Origin of the sequence: Kitasatospora sp. NPDC057904 (assembly GCF_042887925.1) — a bacterium.
Classification (GTDB): domain Bacteria; phylum Actinomycetota; class Actinomycetes; order Streptomycetales; family Streptomycetaceae; genus Kitasatospora.
This window is the reverse complement of record NZ_JBHVOL010000003.1, coordinates 195,186-211,328: the sequence shown is the minus strand read 5'-3', so window position 1 is coordinate 211,328 and position 16,143 is coordinate 195,186. Positions and strand designations below refer to the sequence as shown.

The window sequence follows — 16,143 nt, the reverse complement described above, 5'->3', positions numbered from 1 at the left end:
CCCGGTAGGGGACCAGCCCGGACAGGTCCAGCTCGAAGCCGAACGGTTCGGGGACGCGGATCGACTCTCCGCGTGATCAGTCTTCCGGTGGCGGGGGCGCGAGGGCCTTCGGGAGGCGGGTGGCGGGGAGGACAGCGGCGGCGATCGGGAGGGCGGTGGCGAGGAGGGCGATGCGGTAGGGGGTGGGGTTGTCGCCGTCGGCCAGGAGGGCGACGAGGGCGGCGGTCGTCGCGATGCCCAGGGCTCCGCCGAGGGTGCGGACGATCGTGAACAGGGCCATCGCCCGGCCCGTCGCGGGCGGCGGGACGTCGGCGAAGCCGGCGATCTGCAGGGTGAGCACGGCGGTGCCCAGGACCAGGCCCACGGCGAACATCAACGCCCTTACCGCCCACGGGTCTTCGGTGAACGCCAGCGCGGCCAGGACCGCCGCCGCCAGCAGCAGGGCGGGCACGGCCAGGCGGCGCGGGCCGAGGCGGGGCAGGAGGCGGTCCACCGCCTGGGAGGCGGCCATCAGGCCCACCGCCTCGGGGAAGACGCTCAGGCCCGCGTCCAGCGCCGAGGCGCCGAGGGCCACTTGGTAGAGCAGCGGGAGGACGAACAGCGCGCCCATCAGCCCGGCCGACGTCAGCAGCGCGAGCCGGGCGGCGGCGCCGAAGGTGCGGTCGGCGAGCAGCCGCAGGTCCACCAGTGGTTCGGCGGACCGGAGTTGGTGACGCACGGCGGCCACGAGGAGCGCCGTCCCGGTCACCCCGCTCACCAGCACCTCCGGCGACGACCAGCCCTGCGCCGGGCCGAAGCCGAGCGCGTACGTGAGCAGGCCGAGGCCCGGGGTGGCGAGCAGGAAGCCGGTGGTGTCGAAGCGTCCGGCCGGTGGCTCCTCCCCCGCCCGCAGGCCGACGAGTCCGACGGCCACGGTGGCCGCGCCGATCGGCACGTTCACGAGGAACAGCCAGTGCCAGGAGAGGTGTTCGGTGAGGAACCCGCCGAGCGGCGGGCCGAGGGCGGGCATCAGTGCCGTCGGCACGATCAGCACCTTGCCGAGGCCCGCCCGCTCGTGCGGGGCGAAGGCCCGGAACAGCAGCGTCATCCCGACCGGCGTCAGCAGGCCGCCCGCGACGCCCTGGACGGCCCGGGCGGCGGCCAGTGCGCCCAGCCCGGACGCGGCGGCGCACAGCGCGGAGGCGAGCGTGAACGCGGCCAGCGCCCCGAGGAACACCCGCTTCACCCCGTACCGGTCGCCGAGCCAGCCGGCCACGGGCAGGCCGGCGGCGAGGCCGACGAGGAACGCGGTCTCGACCGCGTTGGCCGCCTCGACCGGCCGGCCGAAGTCCCCCGCGATCGTGTACAGCGCGGGGTTGACGATCGTCGAGTCCAGGCCGCTCATGCACATCGCGGCCGTGTAGGCGACGACCACCGCGGCCCGGCCGGCCGGGAGGGGCCGGGCCTCGGCGGGTGCGGTCACAGGTCGGTCCAGTGCGCGGAGATCCAGTCCAGGGCGGCGGTGCGGGCGCACGGGCCGTGGGCGACGTCCCAGCCGGCCGGGACGGCGGCGAAGGCGGGCCAGAGGGAGTGCTGGCCCTGGCCGTTGACAAGGGCGAGGAAGTCGCCGTCGGCGTCGAAGGGGTTGGCGGGTGCGTCACTCATGGGTGGCGTTCTCCAGGTGGTCGGCGATCACGCGGGCGATGTGCGCGATGGGCGCGGGCAGGGTCATGTCCTTGTGCGAGCAGGCGACGTCGGTGTCGGCGATCCGGCCGGACACGTACGGCGTCCACAGCTCGGGCACGAGCGTCTCGTCGATGGTGTCGACGGTCGCGCGGAAGAACAGCACGTCGCCGTCGAAGCGCCGGTGGTCGTAGCCGCGCACGAGGTGGTTGGTGTTGAGGTAGATCCGGTTCAGGGCCTCGACGGTGGCGTCGCCGAGCCCGGCGAGCGGGCTGCCCTCGCGGCGCAACAGCGCGGTGACGGAGGCGAGTTCGAGCGGCCGGCCGGCGAGGTCGGCCGGGCCGAAGCCGCCCATGGTGAGCAGGGCCTCCAGCGCCTCGGCCTGGTCGGGGACGGGCAGCTCGCGGAAGCCCTCTGCCGGGTAGGCGTCCAGGATGGCGAGCAGCTCGACGGCGTGGCCCAGCTCCTGGAGCCGGACGGCGACGGCGTGCGCGATGATGCCGCCGGTGGACCAGCCGAGCAGCCGGTACGGGCCGTCGGGCTGCACCTCGCGCAGCCGGTCCGCGTAGTGCGCCGCCAGCTCCTCCAGGCTCCGCGGCAGCGGCTCCTCCGCGGTGGCGGCGCCGACGCCCTGCGCCTGGAGGCCGTAGATCGGCACGTCGGCGGGCAGGTGGCGGATCAGCCCGGTGTAGCACCAGCTCAGGCCGCCCGCCGGATGGATCGCGAACAGCGGGGCCTGCCGTCCGGGTGCGGCGGGCCGCAGCGGGAGCAGGACGTCGAGCGCGTCGGCGTCCTCGTCCCCGGCGGCCAGGGCTGTGTCCAGGGCGGCGACCGTCGGGGCGCGGAACAGGGTGCCGATGCCCACGTCGACGCCGAGGACGTCGCGGATCCGGCCGGCGAGGCGGACGACCAGCAGCGAGTGGCCGCCGAGGGCGAAGAAGTCGTCCTCGACGCCGACCGCGGGGGCGCCCAGGACCTCGGCGAACAGTTCGCACAGCTGCTGCTCGCGCGGAGTGCGCGGCGGACGGCCGGCGCCGGCGGCGGGCGCCTCGGGGGCGGGCAGCGCGCGGCGGTCCAGCTTGCCGTTGGCAGTGAGCGGGAGGCGGTCGAGGAGCACGACCGCGGACGGCACCATGTGGGCGGGCAGTCCGGCGGCGGCGTGGGCGCGGAGCTCGTCCGGCGTGGCCGTGGCGACGGCGTAGCCGACGAGCCGCTTGTCGCCGGGTGCGTCCTCCCGGACGACCACGGCGGCGTCGGCGACGCCCGGGTGGGCGGCCAGGACGGCCTCGATCTCGCCGGGTTCGATCCGGAAGCCGCGGATCTTCACCTGCTGGTCGGCCCGCCCGAGGTACTCCAGTTCCCCGTCGGCGCGGCGGCGGGCGAGGTCGCCGGAGCGGTACATCCGGGTGCCGCGCTCGCCGAACAGCTCGGCGTACGGGTCGGCGACGAAGCGCCCGGCGCTCAGCGCGGGACGGCCGAGGTAGCCGCGGGCGAGGCCGGCCCCGGCGACGTACATCTCGCCGGTGACGCCGGGCGGCACGGGCTGGAGGTGCTCGTCGAGGACGTAGACGCGCAGGTCGGGGATGTTGACGCCGATGGTGCTGCCGGTTCCGGCGGCGGCGCTCGCCCGGTCGAGGGCGCGGTGGGTGACGTGCACGGTGGTCTCGGTGATGCCGTACATGTTGACCAGGACGGGCGCGTCCTCGGGGTGCCGCGCGTACCAGTCGTCGAGGCGGCCGGGTTCGAGCGCCTCGCCGCCGAACACGACGTACCGCAGGGCGAGTTCGCGCCCGGGGTGGTCCCGGTCGGCGGCGCTGAGCTGGTAGAACGCGGACGGGGTCTGGTTGAGGACGGTGACGCGCTCGCGGGCGAGCAGGTCGAGGAAGGCCGCCGGGTCGCGGCTGACCAGGTGCGGGACGACGACCAGCCGGCCGCCGTGCAGCAGGGCGCCCCACAGCTCCCAGACGGAGAAGTCGAAGGCGTAGGAGTGGAAGAGCGTCCAGACGTCCTCGGGACCGAAGCCGAACCAGTGGTCGGTGGCGCCGAACAGCCGGACGACGTTGCGGTGGGTGACGGGCACGCCCTTGGGCCGGCCGGTGGAGCCGGACGTGTAGATGACGTAGGCGGTGTCGTCGGCCCGCAGTGGACGGGTGCGTTCGTGCTGGGCGAGCGGGACGGCGGGGAACGCCTCTTCTTCGTCGTCGACGAGGAGTCGGGGCACGTCGTTGCCGGGCAGCCGGGGTGCGGTGGCGCGATCGGTGAGGAGGGCGGCGGGGGCGGCGTCGGCCAGCATGTAGGCGAGGCGGTCGGCCGGGTAGTCGGGGTCGAGCGGCAGGTAGGCCGCGCCGGACTTGGTCACCGCGAGGAGGGCGACGACGAGTTCGAGCGAGCGGGGCAGGGCGAGCGCGACGATCGTACCGGGACCGATGCCGCGCGCGGCGAGGGCGCGGGCCAAGCGGTCGGCGCGGGCGCCGAGTTCGGCGTAGTCGAGCCGATCGTCCCCGTAACCGACGGCCACGGCCCCGGGATTGGCCTTTGCGGCCGCCTCGAAGAGCTCGGGCAGCGTCGCGCCGGGCACGCCAGGGCCAGGCAGCCCAGGACCGGGCACCGAGGGGACGGGCGTGCCGTTCCAGTCGACGAGTGCGCGCCGGCGCTCCTCCTCGCCGAGCAACGGGAGTCGGCCGATGGCGGTGTCGGGGTCGGCCGCGGCAGCGGTCAGGAGCCGGGCGAGCCGGGTGGCCAGGGCCTCGGCGGTGGACGCGTCGAACAGGTCGGTGCGGTACTCCAGGAAGCCGCCGATGCCGCCGCCGGGGAGCTCGCCCGCGTTGAGGGTGAGGTCGAACTTGGCGGTGCCGGTGGGCACGGCGGCCATGCGGGCGGTGAGGCCCCCGGCCAGCGCGAAGTCCTCGTCCGGGCGGCTCTGCCAGGCCAGCATCACCTGGAAGAGCGGGTGCCGGGCCAGCGACCGGGGCGGGTTGAGCTCCTCGACGAGCCGGTCGAACGGCAGGTCGGCGTGCTCGTGCGCGGCCAGGACGGTGCCGCGGACGCGCCCGAGGAGCTCACGAAAGCCCGGGTCGCCCGAGGTGTCCGTGCGCAGGACCACCGAGTTGACGAAGTAGCCGACCAGCGCGGCGGTCTCCGGCTCGTCGCGGCCCGCCACCGGGGTGCCGACCGGGATGTCGGTACCGCAGCCGTGCCGGGTGAGCACGGCGGCGAGACCCGCCTGGACGGCCATGAAGACTGTGGTGCCGGTGGCCCGGGCGAGCGCCGCGAGGGCGGCGTGGGCCTCGGCGCCGAGCGCGAACGGCACGGTGGCGCCGTCGTGTCCGGCGACGGCCGGGCGCGGGCGGTCGGTGGGGAGTTCGAGCTGGTCGGGCAGGCCGTCGAGCGCGGTCCGCCAGTGGTCGAGCTGCCGGGCGGCGAGCGGGGTCGGCGCCTCGGGCGTACCGAGGAGCTGCCGCTGGCGGGCGGCGTGGTCGGCGAACTGGACGGTGAGTTCGCCGAATTCGGGACCGGACCCGGCTGCCCGGGCGCGGTAGGCCGTGGCGAGGTCGCGGGCCAGCGGGGTGGTGGACGCGCCGTCGCCGGCGATGTGGTGGAGCAAGAGGAGGAGCGTGTGCTCCTGCTCGCCGTCCCTGAACAGGCTTGCCCGCAGCGGCGGTTCGGCCGTCAGGTCGAAGGCGTGGCGGACCGCCCCGGCAAGGCTGTCGCCATGGTGCAGCGCAACGGGCATGGCCGGCAGTACCCGCTGGTACGGCGTCCCGTCGGGCTCCTCGCCGTAGACCGTGCGGAGGATCTCGTGCCGGGCCGCGAGGTCGGCGACGGCGAGCGCGAGCGCGTCCCGGTCGAGCGGACCGGTGAGGGTGAGCGCGAGCGGGATGTTGTAGGTGGGGCTGGGGCCTTCGAGCCGGTGCAGGAACCAGAGTCCGCGCTGGGCGGGCGACAGCGGCATGCGCTCGGCGCGCGGGACGGGCACGAGGGCGGGGCGCGGCTCGGGGGCGGAACGCTCGCGCAGCAGGGTGGCGAGCCCGGCCGGGGTGGGGTGGCGGAAGACGTCGGCGAACCCGACGGTGGCGCCCAGGGTCTCGCGGACGCGCGCGGCGAGGCGGCCCGCGAGCAGGGAGTGGCCGCCGAGGTCGAAGAAGGACGCGTCCCGGCCGGGCGTCTCGGCGAGGGCGAGGACGTCGGCGAAGAGGCCGCACAGGACCTCCTCCTGCGGGGTGGCCGCGGGCTCCGATCCGCCCGCGGTGGCGACGGGTTCGGGCAGGGCGCGGTGGTCGAGCTTGTCGTGGGCGGTGCGCGGCAGGTCGTCGAGGACGAGGACGGCGGCCGGCACCATGTGCGCGGGCAGGCGGGCGGCGAGTCCGGCCCGCAGCGCGGCCGGCGAGGGCGTCGCACCGGGCGCGGGGACCGCGTAGCCGAGCAGCCGCTTGCCCTGCGGGCCCGGTCGCGCGATCACCACGGCCCGCTCGACGTCGGGGAGTTGCGCCAGGACGGCGGCGATCTCGCCGGGCTCGACGCGGAAGCCGCGGATCTTCACCTGGTCGTCGGCGCGGCCGAGGAACTCCAGCGTCCCGTCGGGGCGGCGCCGGGCGAGGTCCCCGGTGCGGTACATCCGGGAGCCGGGCGGGCCGTAGGGGTCGGCGACGAAGCGTTCGGCGGTGAGGTCCGGACGGCCGAGGTAGCCGCGCGCCAAACAGGCCCCGGCGATGTGGAGTTCGCCGGTGGCTCCGTCGGGCACCGGGCGCAGGGAGCCGTCCAGGACGTAGGCCCGGGAGCCGCGCACCACCCGGCCGACGGGGGTGCCGTCGGGGCCCGGGGTCCACGCGTAGGCGTCGACGGTGGTCTCGGTCGGACCGTACAGGTCGACGGAGCACACGCCGGGGACCGCGGCGAGGCGCTGCCACAGCGCGGGCGGGGTGGCCTCGCCGCCGACGGCGATGACGGCCGGGCGGTGCCGGCCGTCGTCCAGGAGGCCTTCGGCGAGCAGGACTTCGAGGTAGGACGGGGTGACGTCGAGGTAGTCGACGCGCTCGCGGTCGACGTGGGCGACGAGGGCGGCCGGGTCGCGGTAGGTGGCGTCGTCGAGGAGGTGCAGTTCGTGACCGTGGACCATCCACAGCAGTGGGTCCCACGAGGCGTCGAAGGCGAAGGAGGCGCTGTGGGCGACGCGCAGGCGGGTGCGGCCGGTGCGCCGGACGGCCGGGGCGATGTGGTCCTCGCCGTGTCCGGCGTGGAGGTTGGCCAGCGCGGCGTGGGTGACGACGACGCCCTTGGGCCGGCCGGTGGAACCCGAGGTGTGCAGGATGTAGGCGGGGTCGGCGAGTTGGGGCGCCGGAAGAACGGTGACCGGCGGTTCGGGGAGCGGCGGTTCGGGGAACTGTGGTTCGGGGAGCGACGGTTCGGGGAACTGTGGTTCGGGGAGCGACGCGTCGAGGACGATCGTGGGCACGTGGCCCGGCAGGTCGAGCCCGGCGAGGGCGGCGGCGGTACCGACGGCGCAGGCCGGGCGGGCGTCGGCCAGGACGGCGGCGAGGCGCTGCCGGGGGTGGGCGAGGTCGAGCGACACGCAGGCACCGCCGGCCTTGAGCACGGCGAGCATCGCGACCACGGTGTCGGCGCTGCGGGGCAGGGCCAGGGCGACGGGTGCCCCCGCGCGGACGCCGAGCGCGGCGAGGCGGTGGGCGAGGCGCGTCGACTCCTCGTCCAACTCCTGGAAGGTGAGCGCGACTTCGCCGCAGCAGACGGCAGCGGCGGCCGGGGTCCGGGCGGCCTGCTCGGCGAACAGCTCGGGCAGCGTCCGGTCGGCCGGCGGCTCGTCGCGGCCGGTGGTGGCGCGGCGGAGGGCGTCGGCGTCGAGCAGGTCGATGCGGGCGATCGGCGTGCCGGGGTCGGCGAGGAGCAGCCGGGCGAGGCCGTCGAGGTAGCGCAGCAGGCCGTCCCGGTGGGCGGCGAGCGCGTCGGCGTCGTAGCGGACGGGGTCGGCCTCCAGGACCAGCCGCAGGGCGCCGTCGGGGCCGGGCGAGACGGCGAGCGCGAGGTCGTCGACCGGGCCGGCGGCGAGGTTGCGCACGGTGCCGGGCAGGCCGGCGAGGTCGAGGTCGCCCTCGAAGGCCTTGATGTTGACCACCGGGCCGAACAGCGCGCGGCGGTCCCCGGTCAGGGCGAGGTCGCGGCGCAGGTCCTCCAGGGGGTAGCGCTGGTGGCGGCGGACGGCGCGCAGTTCGCGGACCACCCGGCGCAGGAGCCCGTCCGCGGTGTCGGCGGGGTGGACGGCGACGCGCAGCGGGAGGACGTTGGCGGTGGCGACGGGGGTGCGCAGGGCGGCGGGGCCGCGCCGGTTGGCGAGCGGGAGGCCGAGGACGACGTCCTCGGTGGCGGCCAGGCGGTGCAGGTAGCCGGCGGTGGCGGCGAGGACGAGTTCGGCCCAGGTGGCGCGGGCGGCGGTGGCGGCGCGCTCCAGGCGGTCGCGGGTGCCGGCGGGGAGATCGGCGGCGAGGCGCAGGGGCGGGGTGGTGGTGGCGGGGGTGGCGTTGGCGTTCGCGTTCGCGTCGGGATCGGCGGTGCGGCCGGGGAACGTGGCCGGTGCGGCGGTCGCGTCGGTGGTGGCGGCGGCGCTGCCGGTGTCCGCGAGGCGGGCGGTCCAGAAGCCGCGGTCGGCGGCGTACTCGCCGGAGTGGCGGTAGGCCTGCTCCTCGGCGACGAGTTCGGCGAGCGGGGCGAACGGGCTCTGGGCGGGACGGGTGCCGCCGGCGCCTGCCGTGTACAGCTCCGCGACGCGCTCGCCCAGGAGGGTCAACGCATAGGCGTCGACGGCGAGATGGTGGATCCGCCGGTACCACAGGTGCCGGTCGGCGGCGAGGCGGATCAGGGCGTGGGTGAACAGCGGGCCGGCGGTGAGGTCGGCCGGGCGGGCGAGGTCGGCGCGCATCCAGGCGTCGGCCTCGGCGTCGGGGTCGGCGGCGGCGCTCACGTCGAGGCGGTGCAGCGGCCAGGGGCGGCCGGGGCTCAGCCGCTGGCGCGGCGTGCCGTCCGGGCCGGTGACGACAACGGCGCTCAACGCCTCGGCCTCGCCGACCGCCCGCCGGAGGCTGCGTTCGAACAGGGTCTCGTCGAGCGGGCCGGTGATCTCGACGGCGTCGCCGGTGTTGTACGCCGGGCTGCCGGGGTCGAGCGACTGGGCGAACCAGATGGCCGCCTGGGTGGCGAGCAGCGGGAGGTCGGCGACCGCTCCTCGGAGGGGGGCGGCTGGGCCGGACGCGGCCTGGTGGCGGGGCATGGTGCGGGGAGCTCCTCGGGGTCCGGTCGGGTCCGGTCGGGTCCGGCAGGCGGAACGGGAAGGCGGTTCGGCAAGGGAAACAGCAAGGGAAACGGCAGGGGGAACAGCAAGGGACGAGCGACTTAGGTTAGCCTAACCTAATGTCATACGATCTGGTCAACGGCCTGCTGGAGCGCGGGCCCTGACCGATCGGAGACACCCGCCGTGCCGCTCACCACGACCAAGCAGGCCGTCCGCGAGCACGTCCACGCTCACCGCGCGGACCTGCTCGCGCTCAGCCACCGCATCCACGCCCACCCCGAGACCGCGTTCGCGGAACACCGGGCGGCGGCCTGGTGCGCGGAACTGCTGGACGCCCACGGGTACGCGGTCACCGCACCGGCGGGCGGCCTCGACACCGCGTTCACCGCGACCCTCGGCAGCGGGCCCACGACCGTCGCGCTCGTCTGCGAGTACGACGCACTACCCGGGCTCGGCCACGCCTGCGGACACAACCTGATCGCCGCCGCCGGCGTCGGGGCGGCGCTCGGACTCGCCCCGCACGCGGACCGGCTCGGGCTGACGGTGCGCGTGATCGGCGCACCGGCGGAGGAACGCGGAGTCGGGAAGGCCCTGCTGCTCGACGCGGGCGTGTTCGACGGGGTGGACGCCGCGATGATGGTGCATCCGTGCCCGGTGGAGGTCGCGGACTTCCGGTCGTTCGCGCTCGGCACCCTGTCCGTCCGCTACACCGGGCGCACCGCCCACCCGAGCCTCAACCCGCACGAGGGCCGCAACGCCGCCGACGCGCTGACCGTCGCCCAGGTCGCCCTCGGACTGCTGCGCCAGCACCTCCCGCCGCAGTGGCGCGTCCACGGCATCACGACGGCCGCCGGGACGGCGCCCAACCTCGTCCCGGACAGCGCGAGCGCCGAGTACGAGCTGCGGGCGACGGCGGCCGAGGACCTGACGGAGTTGCGCGAGCGCGTCGAGTCCTGCTTCCGCGCCGGGGCGCTCGCGACCGGCTGCGGGGTGGCGCTGACGCGGCCCGAGCCGGACTACCTCGACATGCGCGGCGACGCCGGGCTGCTCGCCCTGTGGCGGGCGAACGCGGCGGCGCTGGGGCGCCCGGAACCGGTCGAGAGCGGACCGTTCGCCTGCACCGACATGGGCAACGTGTCGCACGCGGTGCCGGCGATCCACCCGGTCCTGGACATCACCGGCGGCACGTGCGCCCCGCACGAACCCGCCTTCGCGCAGGCGGCGGTGTCGACGGAGGGCGACCGCGCCGTGCTCGACGGCGCGGTCGCCATGGCGTGGACGGCGGCGGACTTCGCGGCGGGCCGGGCGGCGGTGGCGGAGGGCTGACGGGGGACCGAGGGCGGGTAACAGATGACAACTTTCAGATAACAGATTTTGAAATCTGTTATCTGAAAGTTGTTCGCTGTCTTCTGTCGGCCGTCGCCCGTCAGGCGTCAGCCGTCAGCCGTCAGCCGTCAGCCGTCAGCGAGCCCGATCGCCGCACCCGTCCGCAGTGGCCAGAAGTACGCCCACGTCGGCAGCCCCGTCTGAAGCACCCGGTCGTCCGGGCCCAGCCGGTACGCCGCCTGGAGCTCGCGCACCCGGCGGTCCGCTTCCCCGTGCGTCAGCCGGGCGGCCGACGGGCGGGAGCCCGGGCCGGGGGCGACGCACAACGGGTGCTGCGGCGTCAGTGCCCTGGGCGGGTCGGTGGCGAGCCCGCCGCCGACCGCCAGGTCGTCCTCCTCCAGCACCAGCAGCGGAGTCGCCGCGGCCGGGACGCCAGCGTCTCCCGGCTCCCCCAAATCCCCAAGCTCCCCCAGCTCCGGGACCAGGAACGCCGCCCCCGACTTGGCCACCGCCAACAGCGCGGTCAGCTGGTCCACCGGTCTCAGCCGGCCCAGCCCGACGACCGTGCCCGGCCGGGCACCCCGGGCGGCCAGGGCGCGCGCCAGCCTGTTGGCCGCCGCGTTCAGCTCCCCGTACGTCATCACCGCCCCGCCCGCGAGCACCAGCGCGGGTGCGGCGGGCGTCCGGGCGGCCTGCGCCTCGACCGGGCCGATCACGGTGGTCGGCGGGTGCTCAGCCGCCCGCTCCGGCCGCGCGCCACCGATCACGGTGACCGCCACCGCAGGCGCGACGGCGGGTGCGACGGCGCGCGCCCCAGCCGGCGCAACCACGGTCAGCGCAACCACGGTCAGCGCAGCCACGGCCGTCACGCCGCCGCGCCCAGCAGCGCGGCCCAGGCCCCGACCTCCGGGCGCTCGGCCAGCCGCACGAACGCGACGTCCGCGCCCTCGGCCCGCCAGCGCTCGGCGAGCGACATCAGCCGCACCGAGTCCAGCCCCCAGTCCGCCAGGTCCTCGTCCAGCGGGATGTCCGCCGGGTCCTCGCCGAGCAGGTCGGCGACCTCGGCCCGGATCCGCTCCACGGTGAAGGCCATGGCGCTCACTTCCCTTCCAGCATGCTCAGGACGGCGTCGGTGGTGGTGACCTGCCCGCAGCGGCCGGCCACCCAGGCGAGCGCGGCGCGGTGCTCGTCCGGCCCGAAGTCGGCGACGGCGTCGGCCACCACGAAGGCCGGCAGGTCGCGCATCCACGCGTCGCAGGCCGTGGCCTGGACGCCGATGTGGGCGTAGACGCCGGTGATCACCAGCTGGTCCCGGCCCTGTTCGCGCAGCAGGCCCGCCAGCTCGGTGCGGACGAAGGCGCTGTACTTCCACTTGGTCAGGACGGTGTCCCCGGGGGCCGGTGCCACGGCGTCGGCGATCGCCACCGCGTGCGGGTCGTCCGGGATCCCGGGGCCCCAGAAGTCCTGCTGGAGACCGCGTTCGATCGCGCTCTGCCCGCCGGGCTGGGCCGAGTACACGACCGGGATTCCCCGGGCGCGGGCCGCCTCGGCCAACCGCCGGACGTTGCCGAAGAGTTCGGGCACCGGGGCGGCGGACGTGTCGAAGGCGGAGAGGTAGTGGTTCTGCAGGTCGTGCACCAGGAGGACGGCGCGCGACGGGTCGACCGTCCAGGCCACCCGGTTTGCGGGCAGCTCGGCGGCGCCGGGCATGGGGTACGAGGGGATGCGGGGCAGGCCCACGGCGTCACTACTTTCGGTTCGGGCCGACGTTCGGGCCGACGTTCGGCCCGACGTTCGGGCCAATATTCAGGGCGGCGTTCGGGCCGGCGTTCGAGCCAGGGGCCGTACGGAGGGAGGCGGCGATGGCGGCTCGCAGGTCCTTCTTGCTCACCTTGCCGATGCCGGTGGCGGGGAAGGCGTCGACGAACTCGACCCGGTCCGGCACCTTGTAGTCGGCGAGCCCGCGCCCGCGCACGAATCGCTTCAACTCGACAGCCTTCGGCGAGTGTTCGCGTTCGGCCCGCCGCAAGACGACGTACGCGCAGGTGCGTTCGCCGAGGTAGGGGTCGGGCATCGACACCACGGCCGCGTCGTGCACGGCCGGGTGGGCGAGCAGGTGGTTCTCGATCTCCTCGGCGGCCACCTTCTCGCCGCCTCGGTTGATCTGGTCCTTGGCACGGCCCTCGACCACGAGATGGCCGGTGGAGGTGCGCCGGACGAGGTCCCCGGTGCGGTAGAAGCCGTCCGCCGTGAAGGAGTCGGCGTTGTGTCCGGGTGCGTTCCAGTAGCCACGGATCGTGTACGGGCCGCGGGTGAGCAGGTGGCCGGTGGTCCCGTCCGGCACGTCCCGGTCGTGGTCGTCGACGACCCGGACCTCGTCGTCCGGGGAGATCGGGCGGCCCTGGGTCGTGGTGATGACGTCGTCGGGGTCGTCCAGGCGGGTGTAGTTGACGAGCCCCTCGGCCATGCCGAACACCTGCTGCAGCGTGCAGCCGAGGAGCGGGCCGACCCGGCGGGCGGCCTCCTCGCTGAACTTGGCGCCGCCGACCAGCAGGACCTCCAGACTCTCGAAGCCGCACGCGCCGCGCTCGGCGGCGTCCAGCCACAGCAGGGCGAGCGGCGGTACCAGGCCGGTGATCGTCACGCCCTCGCGCCCGATCAGCGGGAACGCCGTTTCGGGGCCCGGCCGCGGGCAGAGCACCACCCGGCCGCCCGCGTACAGCGTGCCGAGCGAACCGGGCGAGCTGAGTGGGAAGTTGTGCGCGACGGGCAGGGCACTCAGGTAGACGCTGTCCTGGTCCAGCGCGCACAGCTCGACGGAGCCGCGCAGGGAGTAGATGTAGTCGTCGTGGGTGCGCGGGATCAGTTTCGGTACGCCGGTGCTGCCGCCGGAGAGCTGGAGGAACGCGACCTCCCCGGGCTGCGGCTCGCCGAACTCCCCTCCGAGGGGCATGTCGCAGGGCAGCACATCGCAGGGCACGTCGGCCAGCCGCACGTGCCCCCCGGGGTCCTCCCCCGCCACCAGCACCAGCCGCAGCCTGGGACTCTCCGCCTGTACCCGGTCCGCCAGTTCGCGGTAGTCGAAGCCCCCGTCGACGTCCGGGATCACGTACGCGACCGCGCCCGTGAAGGAGCAGAAGTGCCCGATCTCGGTGTACCGGTGGGCGGGCAGCGCGAAGACCGGCAGCGCGCCGATCCGGAACAGCCCGAAGACCACCTCGAAGAACTCGGCGACATTGGGCAGTTGGACCACGACGCGATCCCCGCGCCGGATCCCCCGGGCCAGCAGTCCGGCGGCCATCCGGTCGGCCCGGCGGTCGAGTTCGGCGTACGTCCAGCGCCGTCCCTCCCCCGCCGGATCGACGATCGCGACGCGCTCGCCGTGCGCGGCGGCGCGTTCGCGCAGCATCCGGCCGAAGGTCTCGCCGCGCCAGTGCCCGGCGGCCCGGTAGCGCTCGGTGAACTCGGCCGGATACGGGGTGAATCCGGCCAGCACCTCGTCCATGGGCGTCACCTCGCTCGACCCCGTCGCCTCCTCCGACCCCGTCGCCTCCTCCGACCCCGTCGCCTCCTCCGACCCCGTCGCCTCGTCCAGCCGACTCATCGCGGCACCCCCGCCGCGTCCAGGAAGGTGCGGAACTTGGCCTCGGTCTCGGCGAGTTCGGCCTCCGGCCGGGACTGCGCGACGACGCCCGCGCCCGCGAAGACGCGCAGGGTGCGCTCGTGCGCCTCGGCGCAGCGGATGGTGACCACCCACTCGCCGTCGCCGTCCGCGTCGCCCCAGCCGACCATGCCGGCGTACAGGCCGCGGTCGAACGGTTCGGTCTCGCCGATGACTCTGCGGGCGACGGGGGTCGGGGTGCCGCACACCGCCGGGGTGGGGTGCAGCGCGGCGGCCAGTTCCAGCGCGGAGGCGGCCGGGTCGGCCAGTTCGCCGGTGATCGTCGTCGCGAGGTGCCACATGGCGGCCGTGCGCACGAGGGTCGGCCGCGCCGGGATGTCGAGGGTGCGGCAGTACGGTGCCAGCGCGGTGCGGATGGCGTCGACCACGACGGCGTGTTCGTGCAGGTCCTTGGGCGATTCCAGGAGGGCGGCCGCCCGGCGGACGTCCTCGCCGAGGTCGGCGCTGCGCGGCACCGAGCCGGCCAGCGGGTTGGCGAGGACGGCCGTTCCCCGGCGGGAGAGCAGGAGTTCGGGGCTGGCGCCGATCAGCGTACGGCCGCCGCCGGCGGGGACGGCGAAGGTGTAGCCGCCCGGGTCGCGGCGGGCGAGGCGCTGGAGGACGGCGGGCAGGTCGAGCGGGGCGCCGGAGGTCAGTTCGAGCGTGCGGGCCAGGACGACCTTGCTCAACTCCCCTGCGCGCAGCCGTTCGACGGCCGCCGCGACGCCGGCGCCGTACCCGGCGGGCTCGGGTACCGGGCGCACCTGCCAGTCCACCTGTTCGGCCGGCGGTGCGGGGAGGGCTATCAGCGGGTCGTCGCGCAGTGCGCCGGTGGCGCGGACCCGGACGGGCACGGTGAGTTCGGCCCGCGCGTCGTGGTCGAACGCCACCGCGCCCACCACGAACGGTCGTTCGACTCCAGCCCGGCGGGCGTCGGCGAGCGTGGCGGCCACGCGGGCGGGCAGCGGGCGCCCGTCCTGCGGCGCCCGGGCAAGGACGCCGGAGGTGAGCAGGGTGCGGGTCGGCGAGGCAAAGAAGGCCTCGTCGGGGGCGGCCCGGTACTGGCCGAGCAGGCCGCTGGCCGCGCCGATGACGGTGTGGTCCGGGGCGGTGGTGGCCGCGGGGGGATACGGCGGGTCCCCGACGGGGGCGTGGTGGACCGTGGTCACCTGGAGTCTCCAGTCTGCGTGGGGTGGACGTCCGGGAGCTGCCCGGGAGTTGACGGCCGACGGGGGCCTGGGGAGGCGTCGGCCGGGAAGGACCGGAAAGGACCGGAAAAGGACCAGAACGGGCCTGAGAAAGAGCCTGGGGAACGGAACGGCGGCCCGAGGGCCCGATCCGCCCGTCAGGCGCGCAGGGTGGCGCCGCCGTCGACGTACAGGTCGTGCATGGTGATGTGCCGGGCCCGGTCGGAGACCAGGAACAGCACCGCCTCGGCGACGTCGGCGGGTGCGGCGATCCGACCGAGCGGGATGCCGATCCGCCAGGCGGCCAAGTCGCCGTCGATCACGCGTTGTTGGGCGGCCTCCGCGTCGTCGCCCCAGAGAGAGCGCTGCATCGCGGTGTCGGTCGAGCCGGGTGAGACGATGTTGCAGCGCACGCCCGAGCGGGCGAGTTCGAGCCCGAGGCAGCGGGTGAACATGGTGGCCGCCGCCTTGGAGGCCGCGTAGGCGGCCATCCCGGCGCGGGGCACGCTGGCGGCATTGGAGCCGACGGTCACGATGGCACCGCCCCCGCGCTCGGCCATCCGCCGGCCGGCCGCGCGGCACGCGTGGAACACCCCGTTGGAGTTGACGGCGAAGATGTCCGCCCAGTCCCGGTCGGAGAGTTCGACGGCGGGTGCGGCACGAAGGATCCCTGCGACGTTCACCATGGCGCCCAGCGGCCCGAGTCGGGCCTCGACGGACGCCACGACGGCCTCGACGGCGGCCGGGTCCGTCACGTCCAGGACGTACGGGCGGATGGCGGGCGACTCCTCGGCGAGCGCGGCGAGCGCGCCGGCGTCACGGTCCGCCGCCGCGACGACGGCCCCCTCGGCGACCAGCGCCCGGACGACGGCCGCGCCGATGCCCCGGGCGGCCCCGGTGACCAGGGCGACCGTACCGGCGAGTTCGGACTGCAGCACGGACTTCCCCTCCGACCAGCTCTCTTAGGTAAGGCTAACCTAACACAGCTGTTCGCCTGCGCCCAGACG

At 75.5% G+C, this 16,143-nt stretch carries 10 protein-coding genes; 1 reads left to right on the top strand and 9 read right to left on the bottom strand.

Going from position 1 to position 16,143, the window contains the following annotated elements:
- Positions 1–76 precede the first annotated feature (76 nt).
- From ACFVSN_RS09745 to ACFVSN_RS09735, 3 genes are read right to left on the bottom strand one after another with little or no spacing between them, the layout of a single operon-like run.
- The gene (locus ACFVSN_RS09745; RefSeq protein WP_387954359.1) at positions 77–1,462 is read right to left on the bottom strand and encodes a DHA2 family efflux MFS transporter permease subunit; all 1,386 of its coding nucleotides are present in this window, start codon (positions 1,460–1,462) and stop codon (positions 77–79) included.
- Entirely contained in the window at positions 1,459–1,644 is a 186-nt protein-coding gene (locus ACFVSN_RS09740; protein ID WP_380436147.1) for an MbtH family protein, read from the bottom strand. The genes ACFVSN_RS09745 and ACFVSN_RS09740 overlap by 4 nt, the downstream gene beginning before the upstream one ends.
- A complete protein-coding gene (locus ACFVSN_RS09735) occupies positions 1,637–8,941 on the bottom strand; it encodes an amino acid adenylation domain-containing protein (RefSeq protein ID WP_387954357.1) in 7,305 nt (2,434 codons plus the stop codon). The genes ACFVSN_RS09740 and ACFVSN_RS09735 overlap by 8 nt, the downstream gene beginning before the upstream one ends.
- Before the next feature lie 204 nt (positions 8,942–9,145).
- Between ACFVSN_RS09735 and ACFVSN_RS09730 the strand changes: the two genes are divergently transcribed.
- Positions 9,146–10,288, top strand: a complete 1,143-nt coding sequence (locus tag ACFVSN_RS09730) for an amidohydrolase (RefSeq protein WP_387954356.1) — start codon at positions 9,146–9,148, stop codon at positions 10,286–10,288.
- A gap of 128 nt (positions 10,289–10,416) precedes the next feature.
- On the opposite strand, the gene ACFVSN_RS09725 is transcribed toward ACFVSN_RS09730, so the two are convergent.
- From ACFVSN_RS09725 to ACFVSN_RS09700, 6 genes are all read right to left on the bottom strand, one after another.
- Positions 10,417–11,118, bottom strand: a complete 702-nt coding sequence (locus ACFVSN_RS09725) for an AMP-binding protein (protein WP_387954354.1) — start codon at positions 11,116–11,118, stop codon at positions 10,417–10,419.
- 35 nt (positions 11,119–11,153) lie between these two features.
- The gene (locus ACFVSN_RS09720) at positions 11,154–11,381 is read right to left on the bottom strand and encodes a phosphopantetheine-binding protein (protein WP_380436139.1); all 228 of its coding nucleotides are present in this window, start codon (positions 11,379–11,381) and stop codon (positions 11,154–11,156) included.
- A gap of 5 nt (positions 11,382–11,386) precedes the next feature.
- Positions 11,387–12,028, bottom strand: coding sequence for an isochorismatase family protein (locus ACFVSN_RS09715; RefSeq protein ID WP_380436137.1), 642 nt, complete (start codon positions 12,026–12,028; stop codon positions 11,387–11,389).
- Positions 12,029–12,035: 7 nt separating this feature from the next.
- Positions 12,036–13,793: a (2,3-dihydroxybenzoyl)adenylate synthase gene (locus tag ACFVSN_RS09710; RefSeq protein ID WP_387954685.1), complete on the bottom strand. Its 1,758-nt coding sequence runs from the start codon at positions 13,791–13,793 to the stop codon at positions 12,036–12,038.
- Between the two features lie 95 nt (positions 13,794–13,888).
- Positions 13,889–15,118, bottom strand: coding sequence for an isochorismate synthase DhbC (gene dhbC / locus ACFVSN_RS09705; protein ID WP_387954353.1), 1,230 nt, complete (start codon positions 15,116–15,118; stop codon positions 13,889–13,891).
- Between the two features lie 176 nt (positions 15,119–15,294).
- The gene (locus ACFVSN_RS09700) at positions 15,295–16,074 is read right to left on the bottom strand and encodes a 2,3-dihydro-2,3-dihydroxybenzoate dehydrogenase (RefSeq protein ID WP_380436133.1); all 780 of its coding nucleotides are present in this window, start codon (positions 16,072–16,074) and stop codon (positions 15,295–15,297) included.
- Positions 16,075–16,143 lie beyond the last annotated feature (69 nt).

Excerpts from the sequence above, each read along its gene's own strand:
- ACFVSN_RS09740 (WP_380436147.1), bottom strand. The coding sequence starts at position 1,644 with ATGAGTGACGCACCCGCCAACCCCTTCGACGCCGACGGCGACTTCCTC.
- ACFVSN_RS09735 (WP_387954357.1), bottom strand. The coding sequence starts at position 8,941 with ATGCCCCGCCACCAGGCCGCGTCCGGCCCAGCCGCCCCCCTCCGAGGA.
- ACFVSN_RS09710 (WP_387954685.1), bottom strand. The coding sequence starts at position 13,793 with ATGGACGAGGTGCTGGCCGGATTCACCCCGTATCCGGCCGAGTTCACC.
- ACFVSN_RS09720 (WP_380436139.1), bottom strand. The coding sequence starts at position 11,381 with ATGGCCTTCACCGTGGAGCGGATCCGGGCCGAGGTCGCCGACCTGCTC.